This window comes from Acinetobacter sp. YH12086 (assembly GCF_013419345.1).
In the GTDB taxonomy this organism is placed as follows: domain Bacteria; phylum Pseudomonadota; class Gammaproteobacteria; order Pseudomonadales; family Moraxellaceae; genus Acinetobacter; species Acinetobacter amyesii.
This window is the reverse complement of record NZ_VPAF01000007.1, coordinates 63638-89161: the sequence shown is the minus strand read 5'-3', so window position 1 is coordinate 89161 and position 25524 is coordinate 63638. Positions and strand designations below refer to the sequence as shown.

21 protein-coding genes are annotated in these 25524 nt (G+C 39.1%); 8 read left to right on the top strand and 13 right to left on the bottom strand.

Annotated features, from left to right (window positions below; genetic code table 11):
• The first annotated feature begins 115 nt into the window (after positions 1-115).
• Genes FTU29_RS09720 through FTU29_RS09710 form a run of 3 tightly spaced genes read left to right on the top strand, consistent with a single transcriptional unit; the run spans position 116 to position 4864 of the window.
• Complete coding sequence (locus tag FTU29_RS09720) at positions 116-1468, top strand: MacA family efflux pump subunit (protein ID WP_180021027.1); 1353 nt, start codon at positions 116-118, stop codon at positions 1466-1468.
• 2 nt (positions 1469-1470) lie between these two features.
• Positions 1471-3450, top strand: a complete 1980-nt coding sequence (locus FTU29_RS09715) for a MacB family efflux pump subunit (protein ID WP_180121666.1) — start codon at positions 1471-1473, stop codon at positions 3448-3450.
• A gap of 10 nt (positions 3451-3460) precedes the next feature.
• Positions 3461-4864, top strand: coding sequence for an efflux transporter outer membrane subunit (locus tag FTU29_RS09710; protein ID WP_180121571.1), 1404 nt, complete (start codon positions 3461-3463; stop codon positions 4862-4864).
• Between the two features lie 29 nt (positions 4865-4893).
• Here FTU29_RS09710 and FTU29_RS09705 read toward each other — a convergent pair whose 3' ends face one another.
• The 7 genes from FTU29_RS09705 to FTU29_RS09675 all read right to left on the bottom strand — a co-directional run bounded on the left by FTU29_RS09705 (position 4894) and on the right by FTU29_RS09675 (position 16218).
• Positions 4894-5901 carry a hypothetical protein gene (locus tag FTU29_RS09705; protein ID WP_180121664.1) on the bottom strand — a complete coding sequence of 336 codons (1008 nt, stop codon included), beginning with the start codon at positions 5899-5901 and terminating at the stop codon, positions 4894-4896.
• On the bottom strand, positions 5882-6907 hold the full coding sequence (locus FTU29_RS09700) for a DUF6708 domain-containing protein (RefSeq protein WP_180121569.1): 1026 nt from the start codon (positions 6905-6907) through the stop codon (positions 5882-5884). Before FTU29_RS09700 ends, FTU29_RS09705 begins: the two co-directional genes overlap by 20 nt.
• 13 nt (positions 6908-6920) lie before the next feature.
• On the bottom strand, positions 6921-9809 hold the full coding sequence (locus FTU29_RS09695; RefSeq protein WP_180121568.1) for a toxin VasX: 2889 nt from the start codon (positions 9807-9809) through the stop codon (positions 6921-6923).
• A complete protein-coding gene (locus tag FTU29_RS09690; protein ID WP_180121566.1) occupies positions 9799-10662 on the bottom strand; it encodes a hypothetical protein in 864 nt (287 codons plus the stop codon). The genes FTU29_RS09695 and FTU29_RS09690 overlap by 11 nt, the downstream gene beginning before the upstream one ends.
• Positions 10662-13280, bottom strand: coding sequence for a type VI secretion system Vgr family protein (locus tag FTU29_RS09685; protein WP_180121564.1), 2619 nt, complete (start codon positions 13278-13280; stop codon positions 10662-10664). Before FTU29_RS09685 ends, FTU29_RS09690 begins: the two co-directional genes overlap by 1 nt.
• 236 nt (positions 13281-13516) lie before the next feature.
• Positions 13517-15331, bottom strand: a complete 1815-nt coding sequence (locus FTU29_RS09680; protein ID WP_180121562.1) for a tetratricopeptide repeat protein — start codon at positions 15329-15331, stop codon at positions 13517-13519.
• Between the two features lie 116 nt (positions 15332-15447).
• Entirely contained in the window at positions 15448-16218 is a 771-nt protein-coding gene (locus FTU29_RS09675) for a ThiF family adenylyltransferase (RefSeq protein ID WP_180004537.1), read from the bottom strand.
• Between the two features lie 198 nt (positions 16219-16416).
• Here FTU29_RS09675 and FTU29_RS09670 point away from each other — a divergent pair, with 198 nt between their 5' ends.
• Positions 16417-16857, top strand: coding sequence for a GNAT family N-acetyltransferase (locus FTU29_RS09670; RefSeq protein ID WP_180121560.1), 441 nt, complete (start codon positions 16417-16419; stop codon positions 16855-16857).
• Between the two features lie 56 nt (positions 16858-16913).
• Here FTU29_RS09670 and orn read toward each other — a convergent pair whose 3' ends face one another.
• Complete coding sequence (orn, locus tag FTU29_RS09665) at positions 16914-17471, bottom strand: oligoribonuclease (protein WP_067763591.1); 558 nt, start codon at positions 17469-17471, stop codon at positions 16914-16916.
• Between the two features lie 125 nt (positions 17472-17596).
• Between orn and rsgA the strand changes: the two genes are divergently transcribed.
• The 4 genes from rsgA to secB all read left to right on the top strand — a co-directional run bounded on the left by rsgA (position 17597) and on the right by secB (position 19927).
• On the top strand, positions 17597-18655 hold the full coding sequence (rsgA, locus tag FTU29_RS09660) for a ribosome small subunit-dependent GTPase A (protein ID WP_078192688.1): 1059 nt from the start codon (positions 17597-17599) through the stop codon (positions 18653-18655).
• 93 nt (positions 18656-18748) lie between these two features.
• On the top strand, positions 18749-19156 hold the full coding sequence (locus FTU29_RS09655) for a rhodanese-like domain-containing protein (RefSeq protein WP_078189639.1): 408 nt from the start codon (positions 18749-18751) through the stop codon (positions 19154-19156).
• A gap of 20 nt (positions 19157-19176) precedes the next feature.
• Positions 19177-19431 (top strand): glutaredoxin 3, encoded by a 255-nt coding sequence (gene grxC, locus FTU29_RS09650; protein ID WP_078189640.1) that lies wholly within the window; start codon positions 19177-19179, stop codon positions 19429-19431.
• A gap of 40 nt (positions 19432-19471) precedes the next feature.
• Positions 19472-19927, top strand: coding sequence for a protein-export chaperone SecB (gene secB / locus FTU29_RS09645; RefSeq protein WP_078189641.1), 456 nt, complete (start codon positions 19472-19474; stop codon positions 19925-19927).
• Between the two features lie 149 nt (positions 19928-20076).
• Here secB and FTU29_RS09640 read toward each other — a convergent pair whose 3' ends face one another.
• The 5 genes from FTU29_RS09640 to FTU29_RS09620 all read right to left on the bottom strand — a co-directional run bounded on the left by FTU29_RS09640 (position 20077) and on the right by FTU29_RS09620 (position 25422).
• Positions 20077-20883 (bottom strand): enoyl-ACP reductase, encoded by an 807-nt coding sequence (locus FTU29_RS09640; protein WP_078189642.1) that lies wholly within the window; start codon positions 20881-20883, stop codon positions 20077-20079.
• A 151-nt stretch (positions 20884-21034) separates the two neighbouring features.
• Complete coding sequence (locus tag FTU29_RS09635) at positions 21035-21856, bottom strand: TatD family hydrolase (protein WP_180121558.1); 822 nt, start codon at positions 21854-21856, stop codon at positions 21035-21037.
• An 8-nt stretch (positions 21857-21864) separates the two neighbouring features.
• The gene (locus FTU29_RS09630) at positions 21865-22821 is read right to left on the bottom strand and encodes an RsiV family protein (RefSeq protein ID WP_180121556.1); all 957 of its coding nucleotides are present in this window, start codon (positions 22819-22821) and stop codon (positions 21865-21867) included.
• A 74-nt stretch (positions 22822-22895) separates the two neighbouring features.
• Positions 22896-23723: a hypothetical protein gene (locus tag FTU29_RS09625; protein WP_180121554.1), complete on the bottom strand. Its 828-nt coding sequence runs from the start codon at positions 23721-23723 to the stop codon at positions 22896-22898.
• Positions 23724-23829: 106 nt separating this feature from the next.
• The gene (locus FTU29_RS09620; protein ID WP_078192693.1) at positions 23830-25422 is read right to left on the bottom strand and encodes a peptide chain release factor 3; all 1593 of its coding nucleotides are present in this window, start codon (positions 25420-25422) and stop codon (positions 23830-23832) included.
• Positions 25423-25524 lie beyond the last annotated feature (102 nt).

Sequence of the window (25524 nt, the reverse complement as noted above, 5' to 3'; positions counted from 1 at the left end):
CTTGCATTCCAGTATAAAAGAATAATTATCATTACTGTTTGTTCAAAAAGTTCACAATTTATCCGTATTTAAATCTTATAATTCAATCATCTTTATAAACTTTTAACTGCCAATCATGCCAAAAATAAAACCAGCAAAATTGATCGTAGCCATCATCGTTGCTTTGGCAATCGCTGTCACTGCATGGCATTTCCTAAAACCTAAAGAAACTCAGCCGCAATATATTACTGCTGAAGTGAGTCGTGGTGACATTGAAAACTCTGTACTTGCAACAGGTGTACTTGAAGCAACCAAAATGGTGAGTGTTGGTGCACAGGTTTCTGGTCAGGTGAAAAAGATGTATGTGCAGCTCGGCGATGAAGTTAAACAAGGTCAGCTGATTGCCCGTATTGACTCGGTACGTCAGGAAAATGATTTAAAAACTGCAGAAGCCAGCATCAAAAACCAACAAGCGCAATTGGCAGTTAAACAAGCAAATCTTGCAAAAGTCCAAGCTGAATATAATCGTCAACAAGCAATGTACGCTCAAGACGCGACTAGTCGTGCAGAACTTGAATCTGCGCTAGCAAGTTATAAAACTGCGCAAGCTGATATTGCAGCCATTAATGCACAAATCGAACAATCACGTTTAACTTTAGCGACTGCAAAAGAAGACTTAGGCTATACACAAATTGTTGCACCTATGGATGGAACCATCGTGGCGATTGTGACTGAAGAAGGTCAAACCGTAAACGCCAACCAAAGTGCGCCAACCATTGTGAAATTGGCAAAACTCGACACCATGACCATTAAAGCTGAAATTTCTGAAGCCGATGTGATGAAAGTCCAAGAAGGTCAAAACGTCTATTTTACAACCTTGGGCGACAGTGAAACAAAACACTATGCTACCCTGCGCCAAGTTGAACCTGCGCCAAACTCAATTAACACCGAAAGTAACAACAACACCTCTTCGTCTTCAAGTACTGCGGTTTACTACAATGCGTTATTTGATGTCCCAAATGAAGACGGTAAATTGCGTATTGATATGACTGCTCAGGTGTATATCATTTTAGATGAAGCCAAGAATGTCTTGACTGTACCTGCCGCAGCCGTTCAAACCTCGAACCGTCCACAACGTAGCCGTAATAATGCATCTGCAAATGGTGAATCTACTGATAAAAAAGCCATCGCAGAAGCTAAATCGAATAAAGATAATCCAAACCGTCCTAAACGTTTAGAACTGACTGAAGCTGAAAAAACATTGGTCAAACAAGGTAAAGCCAGCGTTGCGATGGTTCGTGTACTACAAGCCGATGGTTCAGCTCAACCACAACAGGTATTACTCGGTTTAAATAACCGTGTGACCGCACAAGTGATCCGTGGCTTAAAACAGGGTGACAAAGTCGTGATTGCCGACGGTTCAGATACTTCAAATGATTCAGCGAAACGCAGCAACCGTGGTGGTGCTGGCGGCCCAATGAGAATGTAATGATGAGTCAAAATCAGACGCCTCTACTCGAGGTCAAGAATCTGACTCGTGAATTCCCTGCCGGTGAAAGCACAGTCCAGATTCTAAAAGGGGTCAATCTTGAGATTTACCCAGGTGAACTGGTGGCGATTGTAGGTCAGTCCGGTTCTGGTAAATCCACCCTCATGAACATTTTGGGGTGCCTTGATAAGCCAACCAATGGCAGTTACAAGGTCAAGGGGCGTGAAACCCGTGAACTTGAACCAGATGAACTGGCACAGTTACGCCGTGAATATTTTGGCTTTATTTTCCAGCGCTATCACTTACTCGGTGATTTGAATGCTGCTGGTAACGTCGAAGTTCCTGCAATCTATGCCGGTGCAGATGCAACCGAACGCAATGCACGTGCCAAGCAACTACTAACCGATCTTGGACTGGGTGAAAAAACCCAAAACCGTCCGAGCCAACTCTCGGGTGGTCAGCAACAACGTGTGTCGATTGCGCGTGCCCTCATGAATGGTGGCGATGTTATTCTTGCCGATGAACCGACCGGTGCACTAGATAAGAATAGTGGTATTGAAGTGATGCGGATTTTGCGCGAACTCAATGCCAAAGGTCATACCATTATTTTGGTCACGCACGACCATAATGTTGCAAAAAATGCGACTCGAATTATTGAAATCTCTGACGGTAATATCATTTCAGATCAGCCCAATGTGCCTGAAACAAATGATGAACCTTTAGAAAAGCAACAACTCGTTCCAAACACACAGAAAAAAACCTCAAGCTGGCGCTCTGCCGTTGACCGTTTAGGTGAAGCCTTCCGTATGGCGATCCTTGCCATGAATGCTCACCGTATGCGTACATTTTTAACCATGCTCGGGATCATTATTGGTATCGCTTCTGTGGTTTCTGTTGTGGCTCTTGGGAATGGTTCACAAAAGCAAATTTTAGAAAATATCAGCAGTTTAGGTACCAATACCATCACGGTGTATCAAGGTCGAGGCTTTGGTGACAATTCCAGATCCTCCCAAGTAAAAACATTGGTTCCAGCCGATGCGACGGCCCTTGCGGAACAACCTTATGTCGATGGCGTTAGTCCTTCAGTCAATTCATCTGTTACAGCACGTTTTAAAGACACAGAAGCGTCGACCACAGTGAATGGCGTGAGTGAAGATTTCTTCTATGTCAAAGGAATGAACTTCGCTTCGGGTCAGCCTTTTGATAAAGAAAGCGTGACTGAGCAAGCGCAAGATGTGGTGATTGATAGTAATACTAAAAATACCTTCTTTGCAGATGGCACCAACCCTGTGGGTCAAGTCATTTTATTAGGCAGTGTGCCGAGCCGTATCATTGGCGTGATCGAAGAACAAAAAAGCATGATGGGTAACTCAGATAGCCTGAATGTGTATTTGCCCTATTCAACGGTCATGAGTCGTATGCTGGGGCAGTCGAATGTGCGCAGCATTATTGTTCGAGTGAAAGATGAATACCCAAGTGCTGCTGCTGAAAACGCCATATTAAACTTGTTAGTGCAACGTCATGGCGCGCAAGATGTCTTTACACAAAACTCCGATAGTATCCGTGAAACCATTCAACAAACCACTGCAACAATGACCTTATTGGTGTCTGCGATTGCGGTGATTTCATTGATCGTCGGTGGTATTGGGGTCATGAACATTATGTTGGTTTCTGTGACTGAGCGTACTCAAGAAATTGGTGTACGTATGGCCGTGGGTGCCCGTCAAAGTGACATTCTGCAACAGTTCCTGATTGAGGCGGTGTTGGTGTGTATCTTAGGCGGTGTGCTTGGGGTTTTATTATCTTTAGGTATTGGACAATTGATTAGTCATTTTGCCGGTGGAACATTCCAAATGGCCTATTCAACAACGTCTATCGTTGCTGCATTTGTCTGCTCAAGTATGATTGGTATTGTGTTTGGCTTTATTCCTGCACGTAATGCCGCACAGCTGAACCCTGTCGATGCGCTTTCTCGCGAATAAGGAAATAATGATGCAAATGACCTTAACTAAACTTGCAAGTGCCTTCATTCTCGGAAGTAGCTTAGTCGGCTGTGCCGCTGTGGTTAAGACGCCGTATGCAGCCCCTGCAACACAACTCCCGACGCAATTTCAAAATGCGAAAGCCATGAGTCAGCAAGTTCATGCAGATACGTATGCTGACCAATGGTGGACATTGTTTAATGATGTTCAATTGAACCAATTGGTGAATCAAGTTTTAGCTGCCAATACAGACCTTGCTGTTGCAGGTATTAATTTACAGCAAGCTCGACTAAAAGCTGGTTTGGCTGAGAATCAGCAAGGGCCACGCGTTAGTTCAAGTGTTTCAACTGGACATAACTTTGACCTTAACTCAGGTGATGATTCCTCAAAAGGTGTATCACTCAGTGGTGGCGTCAGTTACGAAGTAGATTTATTTGGTCGTTTGGCTAGCCAGACTGAGGCCGCAAAATGGGAAGCTTTAGCAACTGAACAAGACCTGCAAGCCACTGCCCAAAGCTTGATTGCAACAACAGCAAACCTATATTGGCAACTTGGCTATTTAAATGAGCGCTACAGTATTGCGCAGCAAAATTTGGCCAGTACGCAAAAAACCTACGACTTGGTCAAGGTGCAATATAAAGCTGGAGCCGTATCAGGTTTAGATCTAACGCAAGCGGAACAATCTGTACAAAGTCAAAAAGCAACCTTAAGCCAAATTGCCCAACAAAAAGTGGAAACACGTACTGCATTGGCTGTGTTATTACATCAACCTGTGCAACAACTGAATATTTCAGAGCCGCAGCGTTTACCTCGAATTGCATTACCGACGATTGCAGCGGGTTTACCAGCCGAGTTGTTGTCTCGCCGTCCAGATTTACAAGCAAGCGAGTTAAGATTACGTAAAGCTTTGGCAAATAAAGATGCAACGAAAGCGAGTTACTACCCTTCAATTAGTTTGACTGGCAGTTTAGGCTCGAGTAGTACCTCTTTGAGTAATTTATTACAAAACCCTGCTTTGGCTTTGGGTGCAAGTTTAAATTTACCTTTCTTGCAATATAACGATATGAAGAAAGACCTTGCGATTAGTGATTTAGATTATGAAAAATCTATTATTCAATATCGTCAGACCTTGTATGAGGCTTTTGCCGATGTGGAAAATGCGCTATCCAACCGCACTGAGTTAAGTCAACAAGTTGCTTTGCAAGAGCGTAATGTACAGCTTGCAGAAAAGACTGAGCGTTTGACTGAAGTTCGTTATCGTAATGGTGCAATTGCGTTGAAAAACTTGTTAGATGCACAGGAAACTACACGTAATGCGCGACTGTCTTTGGTTCAGACGAAGCAAAGTCAATACAATGCTTATGTGACTTTGATGCAGGCGTTGGGTGGCAGTCCGATTAAGCAGTTGCCTTGATTAATATAAAAAAAGCCCGAAAGGGCTTTTTATTTATCCATCATTTTAAACATCGTAAATTCAAAATTATCTTTTGCGCTGACTTCCTCTGGGCGCTCTAAATCCATTTTGTTTTTTCGTACTACATCTTCATGCCAAACGGGCAATGGTTTGATATGCAGTAAAATTCTTCGTGCAACAAAGTTACACACATCAAATGGATAAGCAAATAAAGCTGGAACCCAATTATAATGATAAATGATTCGAAATGATTTCCATGTATCTCTCCAACTTTCTTTTGCACCCACGACCTTTTGACAATAAGTTAGTTGGGTAAACGGATCGATGGTACCGTACATAGGATGCGGTTTGGGATATAGCTCCTCTGGCCCTTTCATCATAAAGTGACAGATAAAGGTCCATAAACCTTGGGTGCGGAATATTCCAATCATTGGAAAGCCAATCACAAAGGTATGTTTCAATATGCCGTCTTCAACGATATGTGCCCGAAGTTCTCGTAGAGGAATACCAGAAAGCCCAAAACTACTACCCATGATATAGACCACATCCGTCCATTTTTTTTCTATATATTCTTGATCATTAATATAGAAAAAAACCTTGCCTGTTTTTCGGTTAAAAAGAATAGGCTTACAAATAGATTGTTTATGGTCGTATTTAAAATATGGGCTAAGAAAAGCATAGAGACATATAAAAACTAGTGAAACTCCACATGTGACAATAAATATTGAAAAAGATAAAGACAAATCATTACTATCATCAATAGTGAAATATAAATATAAAATATAAAATATAAAAAAAAGTATTGGAGACATCAAAACTAAAGGACTAATCCCTTTGCCTAACCTTGCATAGGATTGATCAATCAATTCAATATAGTCATCATTCATTCTGATAAATGACCAATTATGATTACGTTTATATTTGGTCGTATCGTCAGGTTTGAGTAAAACATCACCTTCTTCCAACTTGGAAAAAGGAATGTTGTGTTCAAAAATATCATAACCAAAGATATGTTTTTTAATTTTCAATATCTGTATCTTTTATATACACTTTTCTTGACTTCGCATCGTAATGAAAATACTTATTGATGTCAGCATTAACGATATAAGGATCATCCTTATCAATCGTACAATCTTTTAAAATTGATTCTGGCCACATTGGCACTTTGCAATTCCACATAGCATACACTCTTCCCCACTTCCAAAATACAGACTCTAAGATAAGTAAACGTAAATAGTAAAAGAACTTCGAACCAAAACTATTAATATCCACACGGTAATAACTAAATTCACGAGATTCTTTTTTTCCGACAATGTCATTACAAAATGTGACTTTAGAAAAAATCTTATATTCATCATTTTCTAGTGATTTTATATCTTTGGGATAAAGCTTTTCTGGCCCCTCTGCCATATATATACAAATCATCCCCCAGAAAGACTCTAACAATTCTATTGAAGGTACAGGTGGACCAATCGCTACAGTATGTTCAATAAGTTGAGATTCTTTATTTAATATAAAACCCCAAATTTCATAATCACCTTGGAATGAATTTGGTTGAACAATACAAAATTTCATATCTTGCCAATTTCCAGATTGAAATTTTCCCTGCATATCTAAAAAATAAACACGTTGATTTTTACGATTAAAGCGAATAGGAAAATGTGTAAAGTTATTATTATCAGGTTTGTAATTAAAAAATAAAGGGTAAGCTATAAAAAATGGGAAAACAAACATAAAGCCGATAACATAAGAAAATAAATCAAACTCATACCCTCTAAAAACAAAATAATAAATAGGCATAAGAACTAATGCAGCAAATGCGAATGAAAAAAAATAAAGATTTTGGGCATTAAAATGCCCTTTGTGTGTATAAAATTTATTTTCAGTATCTAAAAAAGTACTGTTCATTTGAGTAATTGCAAACAAATGATTACAGTTTTCAGCATTAATCATAGGTTTGGCCAATAGTTTTTTATTGGGTTTTAATTTTTCGATAGCTATATTTTTACGATATTTAGGCCATTGACCTACTGAAGTTGGCATAACTCATCAATCCTTATGAAAATACTTTAGAGAAATCTTTCTGTTGCTGTGCATAAGATGTATAAGGAACGCCTTTTAACCCTTCTTTATTACCAACGAAAGATAATCGAAGCCACTGCTGGAGGCTACTTTCTTTGATTTTAGCATTCCAATATAAAACACCGAGACCAATAGAAAACATTACAATTGCCAAAGCTTTCATCTGATTGGTACCCCTGAACATGATATGAGTCGCAACTAGCATCAGCGCATTTCCACCAGTACTTGTAAAAGTATCTAAATTTCGCTCTCTATCAACTATAATGCTTTTTATCCCCTTAAAAGCATCAACTCCTGTAGTCATATATGTGGTTATTAAAACTGCATATTTATTTCCTTTTGCGCTAAAAAGCCTTTTCATCACTTCGTTTTGCGTATAAGCGCTTCCTGTACGTAATGCATTAGCCGACGCAAGTGTACTTGAAATTTTATAAACACCATCAGTTACTGCATAACCAATTGATGCGACTCCACCAAAGAATTTCGATATATATTCTGCACTTTTTGGATCTTTTATAAACCCTTCATAACTAGATTTAATAAATAATGTTTGAAATATACCACTTGTAATCCCTAAAAAAGCTTGAAAATGATTTTGTGAAAAATTGAGTGCATCATTATTCAAAGCTACTTCGAATTGTTCTACCAATGCACGACTTAAGTCTTTATTTGTGGTGATATTAAAAGGAATATTTGAGTTAGAGTTCAGTACAAAATCAACTGAAATAGTCCCTTTTAAATCAGAAAATTCCGATATTTTTTTAGAAATTCCTGAAGTATTATTATTAAGTGCTTGCTCGATATTCTCTATAGCACGCTTATTGCCACTTTGTAATGCCATCTCATGCACCAAATGTGCAATTCCTCTTTGTAGATTTTCAGCTGAACCTCTATAGGTATATATCTTTTTTCCCCCATCCCCTAATTTAGCTCCCCAACTGTTTAATAAAATAATTTCTCTTCTATATTTATCTACTGCAATCGAATTCCCCGGTTTAATTTTTGTAATGGCAGCTTGTAGTGAAACAAAAGATTGTCCCAATGAATCATATAAAATATTCAGTTTTGGAGTATTGAGTTCACCAATAAATTTATTAATTGAGTCTGTTAAGGCTGGTAAATAAAGTGTAGTAAACCCTACAGGATTAGATATTATTTTCTTGATTTCATTATTGTTTGCTACCAAACCATTTAAAATAAAATTTTCATCAGAAATTTCTTTATTTAAATAATTTTCCTCCACAAAATTCACAAGATTTGAACTTACAGAAATTCCATTCACAACTAACGAAACGATATTGACATAATCAATATTACTTTCTAAATCACTTTCATCAAAAAAAAATTTAAAAACTTTTTTAAATATATCTGAAGTTAAAATATTGATATAAGTTTGTTCAAATTCTTTTACTGATGTATAAATCAATATATCTTTTGTCTGAGCAGAAAGTAGAGCACTATCTAATAAGTAATGATCAATACAATCGTCAAATTTTTTGAAAGCTTTCTTATTTAGTTCTTTTAGCTTTTCCGGACTAATATTCTCCATCTCATTATCATAATATTCTAAAGCTTGCGGATTCGTAGCACCAATTACCCCCCTTCCAAATATTCCCCAAGCTTTTGAGTTATCTAAATCTGCTTGCCTTTTATACTGCTCTTCAATTAAGTTAATATGCTGAATCTGTTTTCTTAAATTATTAACTTGTATAGCTGTTCTTTCTATATCAGAAAAAAATTCTGAGCTTTCAACTGCTTCAGCATAAAAGTCTGTAACATATTTACCGGCATCCATTGCATTACCAATAGGGTCATCTAAGCAAAATATTAAACCATTATAAGCTCTTAAATCAGAAGGGTTCTCAAGTAAAAAATTTCGCTCATCTTCATTTAATTTATCAAAAACTCGAGGATCTTCTAACTTTACATAACTATCATTAGAAGTTGTTAATGTAAATGTACCTAATCGATCTAATGCTTGAATAAAACCATTATTTACTGAGTTCAAATTATCTTTAAAAGTTAAAGAATCTGCTAAATATTTCGGTATTAAATTTTTAGGCTTATTTGAAGGTATTTTTGCAGTTCCTAATATCGAAGGCCTAATACTAAAACTTTTTTTGTCCTCTCTACTTATATTCTCTAGTCGTGCATCTTCTATCACATTAATAGTATCTACTGATATTGGTAATAATTTTTGCATATCTTCTCCTGTTACCCATTTCTGAGGAGAAAAACTTTGCAATTTTTCATAAAAATTAGAATTATGAACTTTACGTTCTTTTATATCATTAGACCATCTTACATCTGAAAAAGTTAAATAAACGATTGGATGATCTTGTGGTTTAAGTATCGTAATTGTTAAAGCATTTAATCTGTGATGCCATTGAGTGCAAGGCTCTTCTGTAGCAGACAGACTTTCATTTTTATTAATTTTTTTAATAAAACCATTTTTAGAAATATAATACTCTTCTAACATCTTGTTTTTAGGATAATACACATAAATAAAACCCGTTCGCAACAAAGTTTGTGTAAAACAAAAATTTTCAGAAATTGAATATTTGTCGTACTCAAAATTTCTAAAATTATTATAATCTCTTTCTGTTTCCTCTAAACCTTCTAAACTACTAGTCTCAGTATCTCTTTGAACATCATTTTTTAGATTTTCTAATACACTTCCTCCTGAATAGCGTTCAACTATATTATGATAATCTTTTTCAATTTTGATATAAGCTGGATCATCTTCGTTACTTCCAAATGAAGATATATCTGATTTACCTTTAATTAAAAGAGGTCTCGTTAGAAATACTCTTAAACCTTCATCTCTCTTGCAAAAGTTACAATTTAGATCATTAATAGCCATACATCACCTTATTTTTCAACTCTTCATCGAAAATATTATTTTTTATAAAAAAATCTTGCCACATTAAATTTTCAATTAATTTACTTGCTTGTTCATAGCCTTTTTTACTAATTAGCAATTTTTCAAAAAAATCAGAATATATATAGTTTTTTCCAAGAAGTTCCATATGATACAAAATAGCTACTTTATCATTTGTTTTTTCAATTTCCATATGCTCTATTAAATTAATAGAGTTATAAACCTCTACAATTTTTTTATAATAATCAGAAATACTATAAGATTTAAACTGAATCAAACTCAAGAAATTATTACAAATATTTATTTTAATCAAAAGTTCATAATCAATTGAACAATCATACTCATCCTTTTCACCTAAATACTCATTAAAAAAACAATATGAATCATAAATATTCAATCTAATATTTTTAAAATATTTATTTAGCTCAATAAAGCCTGACGATTTAAAATAATTTAATTGAATCCAAATTTTCGGATCAAAAAAACGATATAAAAAAAATCGGCCATTCAACTCATATACTATTTTTTTTTTAAGATGCTCGACTATATCTGGTTCCCTCGTTGGCATACTTTTAAATATAAAAGGTAAAAATGTATTCTTTCCTTGTCGTAAGTTTTTTTTATCTTGTTTAAATATCTCTGATATTAAAGATTGATCTACACGATTTAATCTCAACAAGTAAGGAAAAACTTTCATATTCTTATTTGCATAATTTGGGGCTAAAGAAATAAGCTTATCTTCTATTTCATAGAAATAATCTGCATTTAAATTAGGATCTACGATCGCATAATCATATTCTATAGTTTCATGAACTTTATTATGATAAAAATACATTATGCTAACTCCACCAAAGCATCTCCTTTCGCAGCAGCACTAGCAATACGCATCTCGCATATCGGAAGTTGCGGTACTTCATTATTCACCTTTTTTCCAGGAATAAATTTATGCTGTCCTGCCTTACTTTCAAACTTCGCACCTGTGGTTGGAAATATGCCTGAACCATTAATTTTCACTTGTGAACCACCCGCAGTTAAATTAATCTCTTTCGGACTGGTAATATAAACAGTATCTTCTGTTGAAATAATCTGAATGCCTTTCCGAGCAATCAGATCAATTCCATCAATTTGTGCTTGAATTTCTATTTTACCCTTACCTGCATACATCCGTGCGCCTTCCTGCGCTGCAAATAGACTGATCTTAGAGCTTGCATGCCCAATTAAAGACTTTTGTGTGGAGATGTTAATGCTATCGCTTGCTGTATGACTAATCTGACCATCTGCTGACACATGGATGTCTTCATTACTGCTTAAAGCAATTGAATTGGGGGAAGCCAACACCATGATCGCAGACTTAAATTCTGCTGCTTTTTTCTCATCTTTTTGACTTAAAACTTCGATAAACGCTTGAAGCCCTTCCAAAACTTCCAGTGGGTCTGTCTGCTGATTCTTGGCAACCTCACTTAATGCCTTAGAGCTCTTTAAGGAACTTTCAATTTGGCTTTTGGCTTCATTTGCATTTAAGTGCTCACCTTTCGCCTCATCTTGTTTATAAGTCGACACCAATAAACCTTGTCCAGCTCGTAGCGCCCCCCATTGATCGGTCCGCAGCTCAAAACCATCACCCCGATCTTCACTTTCTGCTTTATCTTTTGGATGACTGAGCTTACCGAGGTTCAGTTGGCTCGCACCATGACTACTTTGCAGCTGGGTACTAATTTGCCCCGTGGTGTCATCAAAGCGTAATTGACCAAAACCCTCTCCCGCCACTTCTTTGGAACGAATTCCCGCAAGTTTTTTGGTATCTGGTAATTGTCCTTTATTGTCAAATTTAGTGGGACTACGCTGCGCTTCATGAATACGACCCACGACAAAAGGTCGGTCAATGTTGCCATCAAAGAAATCAACGACAACTATTTCACCAACTCGAGGTAAGAAGCGCGCTCCATAGCCTTCGCCGGCCCAAGGGGTCAGTACATCGACCCAAGCCGAGTCTGTGTCATTATTGTTCGCACCTGCACCGCCATCATGACCATGATCATCTGAACGGGTAAACAGAAAACGGACTTTTATCCGCCCCCATTCATCAACATGGATTTCTTCACCGGCAGGACCCACAACTTTAGCACGCTGCGGATGTGTTACTGGTCGATGTGTAAGCGGATTAAATTCAGGGACGGTCGTAATATTTCGACGTTGCAAAGCCAAGGTATTGGCTTGGCGTTCATCAGCATCGCTTTGTTTGACTTGCCACTGACTTTGATGGATCAGTTGTGTAACTTGATCGGTTAAGTCTTTGGGTAAATTATTTTGGTTATAAAAAGACTTGGATAAAATCAAAAACTCTTGATCGGCACCTCGATGCTGGTCAATCTCTGGATGCTCATCCAATTTGAACCAATAACCAACTTGTGTATCACGCACGGTACTTTTAGCAATAAATTGTTTGGCTTGAGCTGCATAATAATCACTAAAATTTTGATTGAGACGTTCAACTTGAGCACTATTAGAAGCTGTTGCAGCATCTTCACCATTCAGATCTTGCATCCATGCAGGGCTCACATGCCATGCTTGCTCTAAGCTTAAGCTCGCATTATCTTGATTTTGACTATGTAGGTGCTTGCTTTGTACTGCACCACCACCCTCGTCCTGTTCAAGCACATCCGCCTGCCACCGCTGCACATGCACCGACGTCGGTTGCAGACTGCGCTGACCGATAAAACTGGTCATACTGTCATTTTTTTCAGTCGCACTACTACGATGAAAACGGATATTACGTCGCTCCAAAGCTTGATATTGGCTATTTTCATCAATCAAACGTAGCTTTTGAGCTGCTATGGGTGTCACAGACGATGTTACAAAAGATTGAGCTTCATCAACCAACCAATGAATGCCTTCACTGCGTAGTAAGCGAGTAATAAAATCATAGTCGGTTTCATTACTTTGCATCATGAATGGTCGAACGTCATACTCTTTTTTTAAGCCACTTAAGTCCAAACTTAAGCTCGCTGCAAAAAGTGGGCTCTTTTTTTGCCATTCCTTAAAAATAATCTCGACCACATCTTTGACCGATTTATTCATAAACACGCGGCTATTACGACGCTTATGCCACAATGCCGTTGCATCTTCTAAGGTCAACTTATATAGCGTTAATGCACCATCACTTTGGCCTTGAAATGCTTCTGTAATGATCCCGGTAATACGAAAAAGTTGACCCGCATCGGTTACCTGATCGATTGCGACTTGCGTACCAATAAATTGTTTCAGTTCGAGCGTGGCAGAAGTTGAGAGACAGATGAGCTGAACATTCAAACCTTCACTTAAGGCATGTTCCCCATCAATACGTTGCAAGAATACTTGTTCATTCAGCGTGGTATTGGAAAATTGAATATGCAAGGCACGTTTTTGTGGACTAATGCCCAATTTCTCAAGTGCAGAATATATATTGTTCAGCATCGTTATTATCTAAAATCAGATTTTTATAAAATATGCGGGGTATTTAATCAAAAAAACTCATATTTTTCTAGGCATAATCTGCCTGCTTTTTTGGGTTTTATGTAAGTAAAAATTCAAATTTCTACATCAATTCTTTATGTTATTTTTACTCTATTTATTTCTGCATTAAAAAAATGTAGAGACCATCAAACTAAACTTCAGGTCTCTTCATACCACCTTACTACCTTGCATCACGATTAATTAGTATTTAAAAATGCGTGAATATTCTCCAATTGTTCTTGTGCTTCGACATAGCCTTGCAAGGCCGCTTTTTCCAAATATTGCTGTGCAATTTTAAGATCACGCTCTACGCCCATGCCATGAATATATAAATAGCCCAATCGCGTTAACGCCGCAGCACTCATCCCCTGAGCCGCTTGTGCATAATAGCTATGCGCTAGGGTTAAATCTTGCTGTACACCTAAACCATGTTCTGACATTTCACCAAGCTGGTACAAGGCAGTCACATTTCCCAATGCTGCCGCTTGCGAGAAATACTGCAATGCTTGTTGGAAATCTTGTGTTCCCCATTGTCCTTTTAAATTAACTAGACCTAGTTGCGTGAGTGCATCAGGATGACCTAATTTTGCCGCTTTCAACAATGCCCGCTGGCTTTGAGCTTCATCAAACTGTAGATCAGGCAAGATATTGTCCACGGCTAAACGGTAGAGATACCAAGCAGCATCCTGCGAACCTTGTTCTGCGGCTTTTTCCAGATAACTCAGACACTGATCACGATGTGGTAAAGGATATTCTGGCAATGCATAAAAACGTCCAATCACATAATTCTGATCGGCGACACAAGTAATGGACATATCATTTAAGTGTCTTGCCGCTTCAACTAAAAGTTGCTGCGCTTGCTTGATATTTCGCTCAACACCGACGCCGTGTAGATAGCATAGTGCTAAACCGACTTGGTTAATGAATAAGGGTTTGAATTGATACGCTGTTTGATATAACTCAAATGCTTTTTGCGGATCATCACGAACCAAATACTTTTCAAAATACAGTGCGGCAATAAGACTAATCGCTTCAGCATCTTTAAGTTGAGCAGCTTCGGTCAGAAAGCGAAAACCTAAAGTTTCCTGCTTCTCCAAGTACCAACCATGAAAATGTGCAATACCTAATAATCGGCTGGCTGCAGCAACTTTGTGCTCTTTGGCCTGCTGCAAAAGATCATGATAAACCCGCTGACGCTGATCGACGTCGATTTTACCCATCAATACTGCTTGATAATATTCATACAACTGCTTCTGGTGCCCGAGTAGCAATCCTCGCTTTAAATATTGCAATGACTTTTCATCATTTTGCGCAAGATACTTTCCTTGTGCATAGAATTGCTGCAATTGCTGAATAGCCGCCATATGGTCTTGTTGGGCAGCTTTCAGTAAATATTCCAATCCTAGAGCAATATTTGGCGTGGCTTGGTTTAAATAGAACTGTGCCAATTGATACTGTGAATTGGCATGTCCATTGCCCGCATTTTTTTGCAACAAATCTAAATGTTGCTGCTCGGCATGTGTTTGATCTTCTGGGTTTAGTTCGGCGAGTCGATATTGTGCATCCAAATGACCGCGTGAAATCGCATGTCGATACCAATACTGCGCTTTTTCAAGATTGGGTACACCGCCATAGATACCTTCTTCAACTTGTCCCAACACATATGCAGCATCATCGCTGCCTAAACTATTGGCTTTTTCCAATAGAGCCAGCGCATTTTCCACACTGACTTCTCTGCCTAAGCCTTGTAAATGCATCTGTCCCATAGCGACATAGGCCTGTGGAATTTCATGCTGTTTGGCCAAATTTTGATACAACTCATAGGCACGCGCATAGTCGGTTGGTGCATCAAGCATTAAACGTTCTGCAAATTTCAGCTGTGCATCTAATTGGTCTATCCACAAGTCATGCCCAACCGCTTTAGCCTGATCGCGTTTCACTGGATCGGGTCTTTTCCACATCCAAAACGCAAGTGCTCCCATCCCCAAAATTAGTATCAGTAAAAACCACATACTCGCCCCAAAAAAATCAATATTTTAATTATTCCAACATTGTGTCTGATTTTAATTCTATATACAAAAAAAGCACCGAATTTGGTGCTTTATTTTTTTTCAAAATGAGATAGCTGTCATGCTTTTGCTCGTTTTGCATCAAGTTTTTTGAGCACCTCTGACACAGCCACCATCGCAAAGCTGGACGTCACCACTACTGCTGAACCATATCCACCACAACGTAAGCCCGCACTTGGACAAACATCAGCACTGGAAAATGGATTATCAATCGAATAAACACAGGTAATCCCAAACTTTTCTTTCGGCTTTTTACAAATGCCTTTGCCGCGTAATTGTGTGCGCAATTTGGCTAACATCGGGTCTTGCTCTGTTCTTGATAAATCTGCGACTCGGATTTTCAGCGGATCAAGTTTACCCCCTGCTCCACCGGAAACGATCAACGGAATTTTATTAAAACGGCAATGTAGCATTAAGGCAAATTTGGCCTTCACATCATCAATACAATCTAAAATTAGGTCAGGAGCACCTGCCAAAATTTCTTTGACATTTTCGGGTGTGAGATAATCATCAATCAAATTTATTTTGATTCGGGGATTGATCGCACGGCATCGCTCTGCCATCACTTCAATTTTTTCATGTCCCAATGTCGTGCTCATGGCAGGCAATTGTCGATTAATATTCGATGCAGCAACCACATCCATATCGACCAAGGTCAGCTCACCAATACCAGTACGCGCTAAAGCTTCGACCGCCCATGAGCCTACACCACCAATCCCTATCACCATGACATGACTTTTTTCATAATGATGAAAACTTTCATCACTATATATTTTGGCTACGCCAGCAAAACGGCGGTCATATTCATCATCTTGGAGCAGTTCAGTCATAGGTTTGGAGGCAGTGTTAAATCAGCCGCCATTTTAGCAAATTCACTGCTTTTTTTCTTTGATAAAACGCAATTCAGCAGTCAGCGCAACAGAGCGGCATTCGCATCAGGTCTAAATCCATCAAAATAAACATTTACAGCGAATGGAGATCTGCTTTAAAAATATAACTATAGATCAAAAGCTCAAGTGTGTATTGCTATGGACATCCATCCTCTGCCAAATAATTTAAAAATTACTGATGACAAAAATGAAATAGTTTTAGACACCGTGCATCGCTTTTTAAGCCATACCTATTGGTCAAAAGATATTCCAAAACATGTGGTGAAAAAAGCGATTGAAAACTCTTTGGCCGTGGCCTTACTTATCGATGATGAACTCATCGGTTTTGGTCGTGCCATTACGGATTATGCAACTTTTGCTTATTTAGCCGATATTTATGTCGCCGATGAGCATCGAGGCAAAGGCTATTCAAAATTAATTGTGAGTACTTTATTTGAAAAATGTGGCTCCTCAGATCTAAGACGCATGTTACTTGCAACGGCGGATGCACATGGTTTATATCGTCAATTTGGCTTTACCGATTTAGCTCAACCTGCAAGTTTTCTCGAGATTCATCAAGCCAACATCTATCAACGATAGAGAAAATATCTCGGATAAAAAAAAGAGGCTTTCGCCTCTTTTTCGATCTTACAACCTTAGTCTTTATTCATAATAAAGAAATATTCACGGTAGTATTTGAGCTCTGCAATCGAGTCACGGATATCATCCATCGCTAAATGTGAGGCATTTTTCTTCAAGCCCCCCATGATCTCTGGGCGCCAGCGCTTCGCCAATTCTTTCACTGATGATACATCGAGATTACGGTAGTGGAAGTATTGTTCCATTTCAGGCATTAAACGATGCAAGAAACGACGATCTTGGCAAATTGAGTTACCGCACATCGGTGATGATTTTGGATTCACCCATTTTTTCAAAAATTCTAAAGTTTGCTGTTCAGCATCTTGTGCTGTCAATTTACTACGACGTACACGTTCGATTAGGCCTGATTGACCATGTTGGCGAGTATTCCATTCATCCATTGCATTGAGCACACGGTCAGACTGATGTACCGCAAGCACAGGCCCTTCCGCCAGAATATTTAAATTATCATCCGTCACAATTGTTGCAACTTCAATAATCTGGTCGTTATCTGTATCTAGACCTGTCATTTCAAGGTCAATCCAAATCAGGCGTGTATCAGGTGTGCTGCTCATAAATGTGCAATCTTATTAGGCTGTAAAAATGAACATAGTAGCAAATTTATTGGGCTTGCGCTGTAAATAGACCCTGCTTTCATGCTATTTTTGCCATCTAGTTTTCACGGTTTTTTAGGATATGAATGGCTTTAATTCGTAAGCGCCGACTGACTGAACAGCAGCAACGTCGCATTCAGAAGCAACATAAATCTCGTCAGGAAGAAATCGATACTTCTGCAGATTTGGAAGGCTTGGTCGTCCAACATTATGGTCGTCAACTTGAAGTTCAAGCGCTGTCTACACCCGACCAACATCCTGAAAAACCTATTGTGCAAGCTGGTGAACCTGAACCACATTGGAAACCCATCGAATTAGGCAGTGTTTGGCGCTGCCATACCCGTACCAATCTCGAATTATTGGTGACGGGTGACCGTGTCAAATGGCAAGCTGACCCGATCACAGGTTTAGGGATTATTACCGCGATTCATCCACGCCAATCTTTACTGACACGCCCTGACCGTTATCACAAAGTGAAACCTGTCGCAGCCAATGTCAGCCTGATTGTGATTGTATTTGCACCACTTCCTGAGCCAGCGCCAGGCCTGATTGACCGCTATTTAGTGGCCTGTGCAGATGCCGATATTCCAGCATTATTGGTCTTAAATAAATCAGACTTACTTAAAGACAACGATCCGATCTTAACGCTATTACAAGAATATCGTGACTTGGGCTATGAGGTCATGCAAACTCAATCTGATGGTGACTTAAGCACACTTTCTGCTCGACTTTCTGGTGAAACTGTCGCATTTGTAGGTCAGTCTGGGGTTGGTAAGAGCACTTTAATTAATGCCATTGTTCCGGATGCTGCGCAAAAAACCAATATTATTTCGGAAAACTCCGCGCTCGGTCAGCACACCACCACCTCTACGCGCTTAATTGCGTTTGGTGAAGGTTCTGCATTGATTGATTCACCAGGAATCCGTGAATTTGGTTTATGGCACCTAGAATTGGAAAAAGTTCAGCAAGGTTTCCCTGAGATCGAGTCACATTTGGGCTATTGCCAGTTCCGTAACTGTACGCATAAACATGAAAAGCAATGTGCGCTTAGAATGGCGGCTCAAAATGGCGAAATTTTACCGCGCCGATTAGACAGTTATTTACGTCTGATCGACGAAATCACGGAAGCGCAGCAAAAAAATTAATTTTTATTCTGTTCATGCCCTTGAAGGGGTGATTTTGATCACCATATTTATGGGCTATACTCTTGGCAATTTAAAATTGTAGTTAGGTGAATTGTGGAACGTTGGTTCGAATTTATGGGGAATCACCCCTTCTTATTTGGAACGCTGGCTGTATTGGTCGTGCTGTTCTTTATTCTTGAAGGCCAGCGTAATGGTCGCAAAATTTCACCTCAATCTTTAGGGATTTTAGTTAAAGCTAAAAATGCTCAATTGATTGACTTACGTGATGCGAAAGACTTCCGCGAAGGTCATATTAGCGGTAGCCGTAATATTCCATATAGCCAAATTACAAAACACATTGAAGAGTTAAAAACTTCTGATCGCCCGTTGGTTTTTGTATGTAACCTTGGTCAAGTGGCAGGTTCTGCATTGCAACAAGTCGGTCATGCAGATGCATACCGTTTAGACGGCGGCATTAGCAACTGGAAAGCTCAAGGCTTACCTCTAGTTAAAAGCAAATAAGCGCTTCTTAGGAGATTAACATGGCTGAAGTTACGATTTATTCAACAACTGTATGTCCTTACTGCATTCGTGCAAAACAGCTCCTAGAGCGTAAAGGCGTGGCTTATAAAGAAATTAATTTATCAAATGAAGCGCCTGAAGTACGTGTTGAATTGATGCAACGCACCAACCACCGTACCGTTCCTCAAATTTTTATTAATGATCAGTTTATTGGCGGTTTTGACCAACTTTATGCTTTAGAGCGTGAAGGCAAACTCGACGGCATGCTATCTTAATTTTAAACATAAATCGTCACCTCATATTAAGGAATAAACAATGAGTGAAGAACAACAAGCTCAACCACAATTGGCATTAGAGCGTATTTATACTAAAGATATTTCTTTCGAAGTACCTGGGGCTCAAGTATTTACTAAAGAATGGCAGCCTGAACTAAATATCAACCTTTCTTCTTCTGCAGAAAAAGTTGATCCAACACACTTCGAAGTTTCACTGAAAGTTGTCGTTCAAGCGAACAATGCGGGTGACACTGCATTTATCGTTGACGTTACTCAAGCAGGTATCTTCCTGATCGATAGCGTTGAAGAAGAACGTCTTCCTTACATTCTTGGTGCTTACTGCCCAAATATCTTGTTCCCATTCCTACGTGAAGCTGTGAACGATATGGTTACTAAAGGCAGCTTCCCACAATTATTGCTTACACCAATTAACTTCGATGCTGAATTCGAAGCGAATTTGCAACGTGCGCAAACTGCTGCTGAAGGCCAAGCTTAATCGCTTATCTTCAAATCTAAAAAAGACCGCTTTTGCGGTCTTTTTTATTGCCTTTTAGCTTCCCCCTTTACTAAAAGGGGGAATGAGGGGGATTTACTTCTACTTAACAAAATCCCTCCCACCCTCCCTTTTAAAAAGGGAGGAGCAAATTACTCAGCATCTGCCATTAGATCAGCGCTCATACCTACAGTATTAAAGCCTGCATCAACATACAGAATTTCACCTGTAATACCATTTGCCCAAGGCGAGCAAAGGAACAATGCTGCATTACCGACATCTTCAATAGTTACATTGCGTTTAAGCGGTGCAACTTTTTCATTTAGATCTAACATTTTACGGAAAGATTTAATCCCTGAAGCCGCTAAGGTACGAATCGGACCTGCTGAAATCGCATTTACACGAATACCTTCAGCACCAAGACTTGTTGCCAAATAACGTACGCCTGCTTCTAGTGACGCTTTTGCCATACCCATAACGTTATAGTTTGGCATTACACGTTCAGAACCTTGGTAAGTCAGTGTCAATAAACAACCTTGACGCGCAGCCAATAAAGGTTTTGCTGCACGAGCCATCGCAATAAAACTATATGCGCTGATGTCGTGAGCAATTTTAAAACCTTCACGGTCGGTAATATCAGTGAAATCGCCATCTAAAGTATGTGCCGGTGCAAAACCAATTGAATGCACAACACCATCTAGACCATCCCAATGTTTAGCAAGTTCAGCAAAAGCGGTATCAATTTCAGCGTCCACTGCTACATCACATGGGAAAACTAAAGTTGAACCAAATTGTTCAGCAAAATCATCTACACGTTTTTTTAATTTTTCGTTTGGATAAGTAAAAGCCAGTTCTGCACCTTCGCGATGTAAAGCTTGCGCAATACCAAATGCGATTGATAACTTACTTGCAATACCCGCGATTAAAAAGCGTTTGCCAGCCAATAGTCCTTGTGCCATGTGAAACTCACTCAAAATAATTTAACAGCATAATGCCAAGTCTAAAGCATTTTAGAAATTGCATAATGCACCTTTTTTTAGAAAACCATCATTGCATGCACGATGCGAATAAAAGCCAGATTCAATCAAGCGGCGTCATATTTGTTGCCGCTTAAGCGTCCAGATGCAATGCTTGTAATGAATTAGTCCATAATATATCTGCAATCTCAGATTCGGTACGATTTAAACTCTGAGCTAACCCCTGCAAGACATAGGGCAAATTGACCGGCGTATTACGGGTACGCCCTTCCGTCGAATGCTGACAACATAAGGGTGTCATATCGGGACAGTCGGTTTCTAAGACCAAATGTGCCGCCCCTAAAGTCTGAACCACTTGATGTAATTTTTTTGCATTGGGATTGGTGATTTGCCCCGTTACACCAATTTTAAAACCTAGCTTGGTAAATGCCTTCGCTTCTTCAACACCACCACTAAATGCATGTGCAATACCACCGAGCTTAAATTGATGCTTTTTCAACATCGAAAGCACCTCCGCATGGGATTTACGAATATGCAGCAATATTGGTTTATCAAACTGCTGTGCTAATTCAAGTTGTGCGGAAAAATACTGCTGCTGCTTTTGAAAAAGTTCAGGCTGTTTATGCTGTTTCAAAAAAGTATCTAAACCTATCTCACCGACAGCAACACAATCATGCTGCTTTAGCATCTGCTCCACATCCAACAAATGTTCTGTACGATGTTGCTCAATATAAAACGGATGTAAGCCGGGAGCTAAATAGCTTTTGGGAGCATTGGATAAACGATCTAAAAACTCTTGGGTTTGCAGCAAATCGTGAAAACGTGACTGTACAAAACCAATCAATACTAACGCATCGACACCCGCCTGTTTGGCAGCATACGCCAACTGTTCCCGATCAGCGTCAAAATCGGGAACATCAAAATGCGTATGCGTATCAAACAGTGAGTAAGTCATTGAACTAATTAATTTGCTTTTGCGGCTGAGGCTTCAACAGCTTCAACTGGAGGTAGATATTGCTTTTTCAATACACTTTGCAATTGATCATACGGAATGGTCAAACGTGGTAAACCCACCACATACGGCCCAATTTCATATTCGGCATATTGCAAAATTAAACCTTGCTGACTCAGATAAAAATTATCAGACAGTTTAAATTTCCAAATCTGTTCGTATTCTTGAATATTGTCTGCCAACTTGGCATCTTTCACCCAAGTTTTAAATACTTCATAGCCCCGCTTTTCAAGCTCAGCACGTTGATTTGGCAATAATATGTCGTTGAGCTGCACCAATTTTTGAGTGCTTAAATCGAAGTTATAATATTGCTGTGCAGAAGAACCATGCGCCCCACCTAAATATGAGCTGGTATTTAAAACCACTGTTGCCAAGGGTTTTTCAGCATTTAATATTTTAGGTTTAATCATCAAACTGATTTGCTGATTGGCACTTAAAGATTTCAATTCTTTATCTAACTTTAAGAACGCTTGCATATAAGGCTGCGTGGCTTTTTCCAATTTTAATTTGGGCGTTTCAACATTTGCCAAAGCAGATTTTGCTTCAGACGCTGCAGGAACTCCACTTGCAGCGGGAGCATCAGTGCTCAGCGTCTTATCTTCTAAAGGCGAAACAGATAAAATTTCGCCTAACTGTTTTAGAATTTCCGCATCAATAAATTCATCAATAAAGGCTTGATTACTGTTTAAGCGTTCAACTGAAATTTCAGGACAGACCCCGCCATCACATTCAGGTAAATTCAGTTGTAATTTTTCCGCATCACCAATCAGTTTTGCACTCAAATCTGGCTGTTCAGTTTTGGCTTGATCCGGCTTTTTTTCAGGTTCAGCTTGTTGTGGCTGACACGCCGTGAATGCAACAGAAACTGCCAATATTGAGCTTGCCCAAATTTTATTTTTTTGCACCATTGCTTCAACCTTTCATTTCGAATAATTGATATTTATTTTGGTAAATATCTTATCAAATTAAATACTTTCGTTGATTAGAACATATGCTGATAAACGTCAGCTTTCAATACTTGTTGTGTTTGTGCTTTGCTGAGATAAATATCCAGTTGTTTACCATCTTTGACAATTTCATCTGTACGGTAATGCAAACCGACACCTTCTTGATCAAAGAACCAATTTGCTTGGCCCCAATAGAGTTTTTTCGGTGCCGATTTTTTGACATCTACCTCTTGTTCATCTAACCATTTGCTATAGGCTTGCTGCACAATAGCATCCATATTTTGCTGTTGCTTTGCATCAATAATATCTAAAGGTTTAAGATTCTTTTTCGCACGGCGGTCTGCCACAAAAAAATAATACCGCTCTTTGACCGTGATATTTTCCTGTTTGGTATCAACACCGATTTGCAGCAACACATATTGATTCCGTTGATATGGAACTCGTGTGTACATGGCCAATTCATAGGCTTTATTGGTTTTAAACTCTGCCTGCCAAGCATCTGATTTTTTCACATACGCATCGACGGCTTGTTGGAGATTCATATTTTGCTTTAATGCAATCTGATCTTGTACGACGCTGGCCTGATTCTTTTCAATCCAGCCATTCAACCATGTATCTACGGTCTGAATGGTTTGTATCTCTAAATCAATACAACTTTTATTTTCACAAAACGGTTTGGCAATTTTTGCGGCTTGCTCTTGGATATTTAAATAAGGCAAAACATCTGGATTAATCACAGCCGCTTCAGAAGCACCACCGTCGGCCGGCTTTGTCGCTTTGTTTTCTTTTCCTGAATCACATGCACTGAGCAGCAAAACACTCCCCAAAAGTGCAAAAACTGTAGCATCCTTGAATTTTTTCATGATGTCCTAAACGACCAAATGATTGCGTAACGTATGGATTTAAAAACTCTACCACAAAATAAAACAGCTTCACGAAGAAGCTGTTTTATTTCTGTAAAAGAACAACTTAGTGTTCACGTGTATTGCTGAACACGATATCCGGATAACGTTCTTGCATTAACTGTAAATTCACACGACTTGGTGCAAGATAAGTTAAATGACCACCGCCATCGACAGACAATTGGTCGTGTGCTTTTTTCTTAAATTCGTTGAATTTTTTCTCGTCATCACACGATACCCAACGTACGGTATTGATACTTACAGGCTCATAAATACAATCAACTTTGTATTCTTCTTTCAGACGATAAGCCACAACTTCAAACTGAAGTACACCCACAGCACCCACGATTAAATCGTTACTGTTTTGCGGCATAAAGACCTGAGTCGCACCCTCTTCTGAAAGTTCTTTTAAGCCTTTTTGTAGCTGTTTTGACTTCAAAGGATCTTTTAAACGCACGCGACGGAACATTTCAGGGGCGAAGTGAGGAATACCGGTAAAGTGTAAATCTTCACCCGAAGTGAAGGTATCGCCGATCTGAATCGTACCATGGTTATGCAAACCGATAATGTCGCCCGGCCATGCTTCTTCAAGGTGCTGACGGTCACCAGCAAGGAACGTTAAAGCATCACTAATACGCACATCTTTACCTAGACGCACATGTTTCATTTTTAAGCCTTTTTCATACTTACCTGAACAGATACGCATGAATGCAATACGGTCACGGTGTTTTGGATCCATATTGGCTTGAATTTTAAAGACGAAACCAGTGAAGCCTTCTTCAGTCGCTTCAACTTTACGGTCTTGAGTTGGATGTGCTTTAGGTTCAGGCGCATATTGACTAAATGCATCCAAAACATGGTCTACACCAAAGTTACCGAGTGCCGTACCAAACAACACTGGCGTTTGACGACCTGCCAAAAATTCATCACGGTCTAAAGGTTCATTGGCCATTTGAACCAATTCCAATGATTCTTCAAATGCAGCCCAAGCGAGATCACCGACTTTTTCACGCAAATCTGCATAGTCATAGCCATCACGGACTTCAATATCCGTAATTGTTGAACCGAAACCTGCCTTATAAACGTAGAATTTTTCTTCGAGTAGGTTAAATACACCGGCAAAGTCACGACCTGTGCCCAGTGGCCAAGTAATCGGAACACATTTAATTTTTAAAACGTTTTCGATTTCATCAAGAAGTTCTAATGGCTCACGAATTTCACGGTCCATTTTGTTGACGAATGAAATAATCGGCGTGTCGCGCATACGACACACTTCCATCAATTTGATCGTACGGTCTTCGACACCTTTTGCACCATCAATCACCATAAGCGCAGAGTCAACAGCGGTTAATGTACGGTAGGTATCTTCAGAAAAGTCTTCATGCCCTGGGGTGTCGAGCAAGTTAATCATCTTGTCTTTAAACGGGAACTGCATAACAGAAGTGGTGATCGAAATACCACGTTCTTTTTCCATTTCCATCCAGTCAGACGTTGCCGCACGATCAGATTTACGGCTTTTTACCATACCTGCAACCTGAATCGCCTGTCCCCATAACAACAGTTTTTCTGTCATTGTGGTTTTACCGGCATCGGGGTGGGAAATAATAGCGAAAGTACGTCGCTGAGCGACCTGTGTCGCTAATTCTTCTTTAAAACTCATGAAAGACACCTACTGCAAAACTCGCAGTGCAAAAGATCAGATCTGATCAATATGGAAAATTGGCGATATTGTATCAGATTGACCATTAAAAATAATCAACCA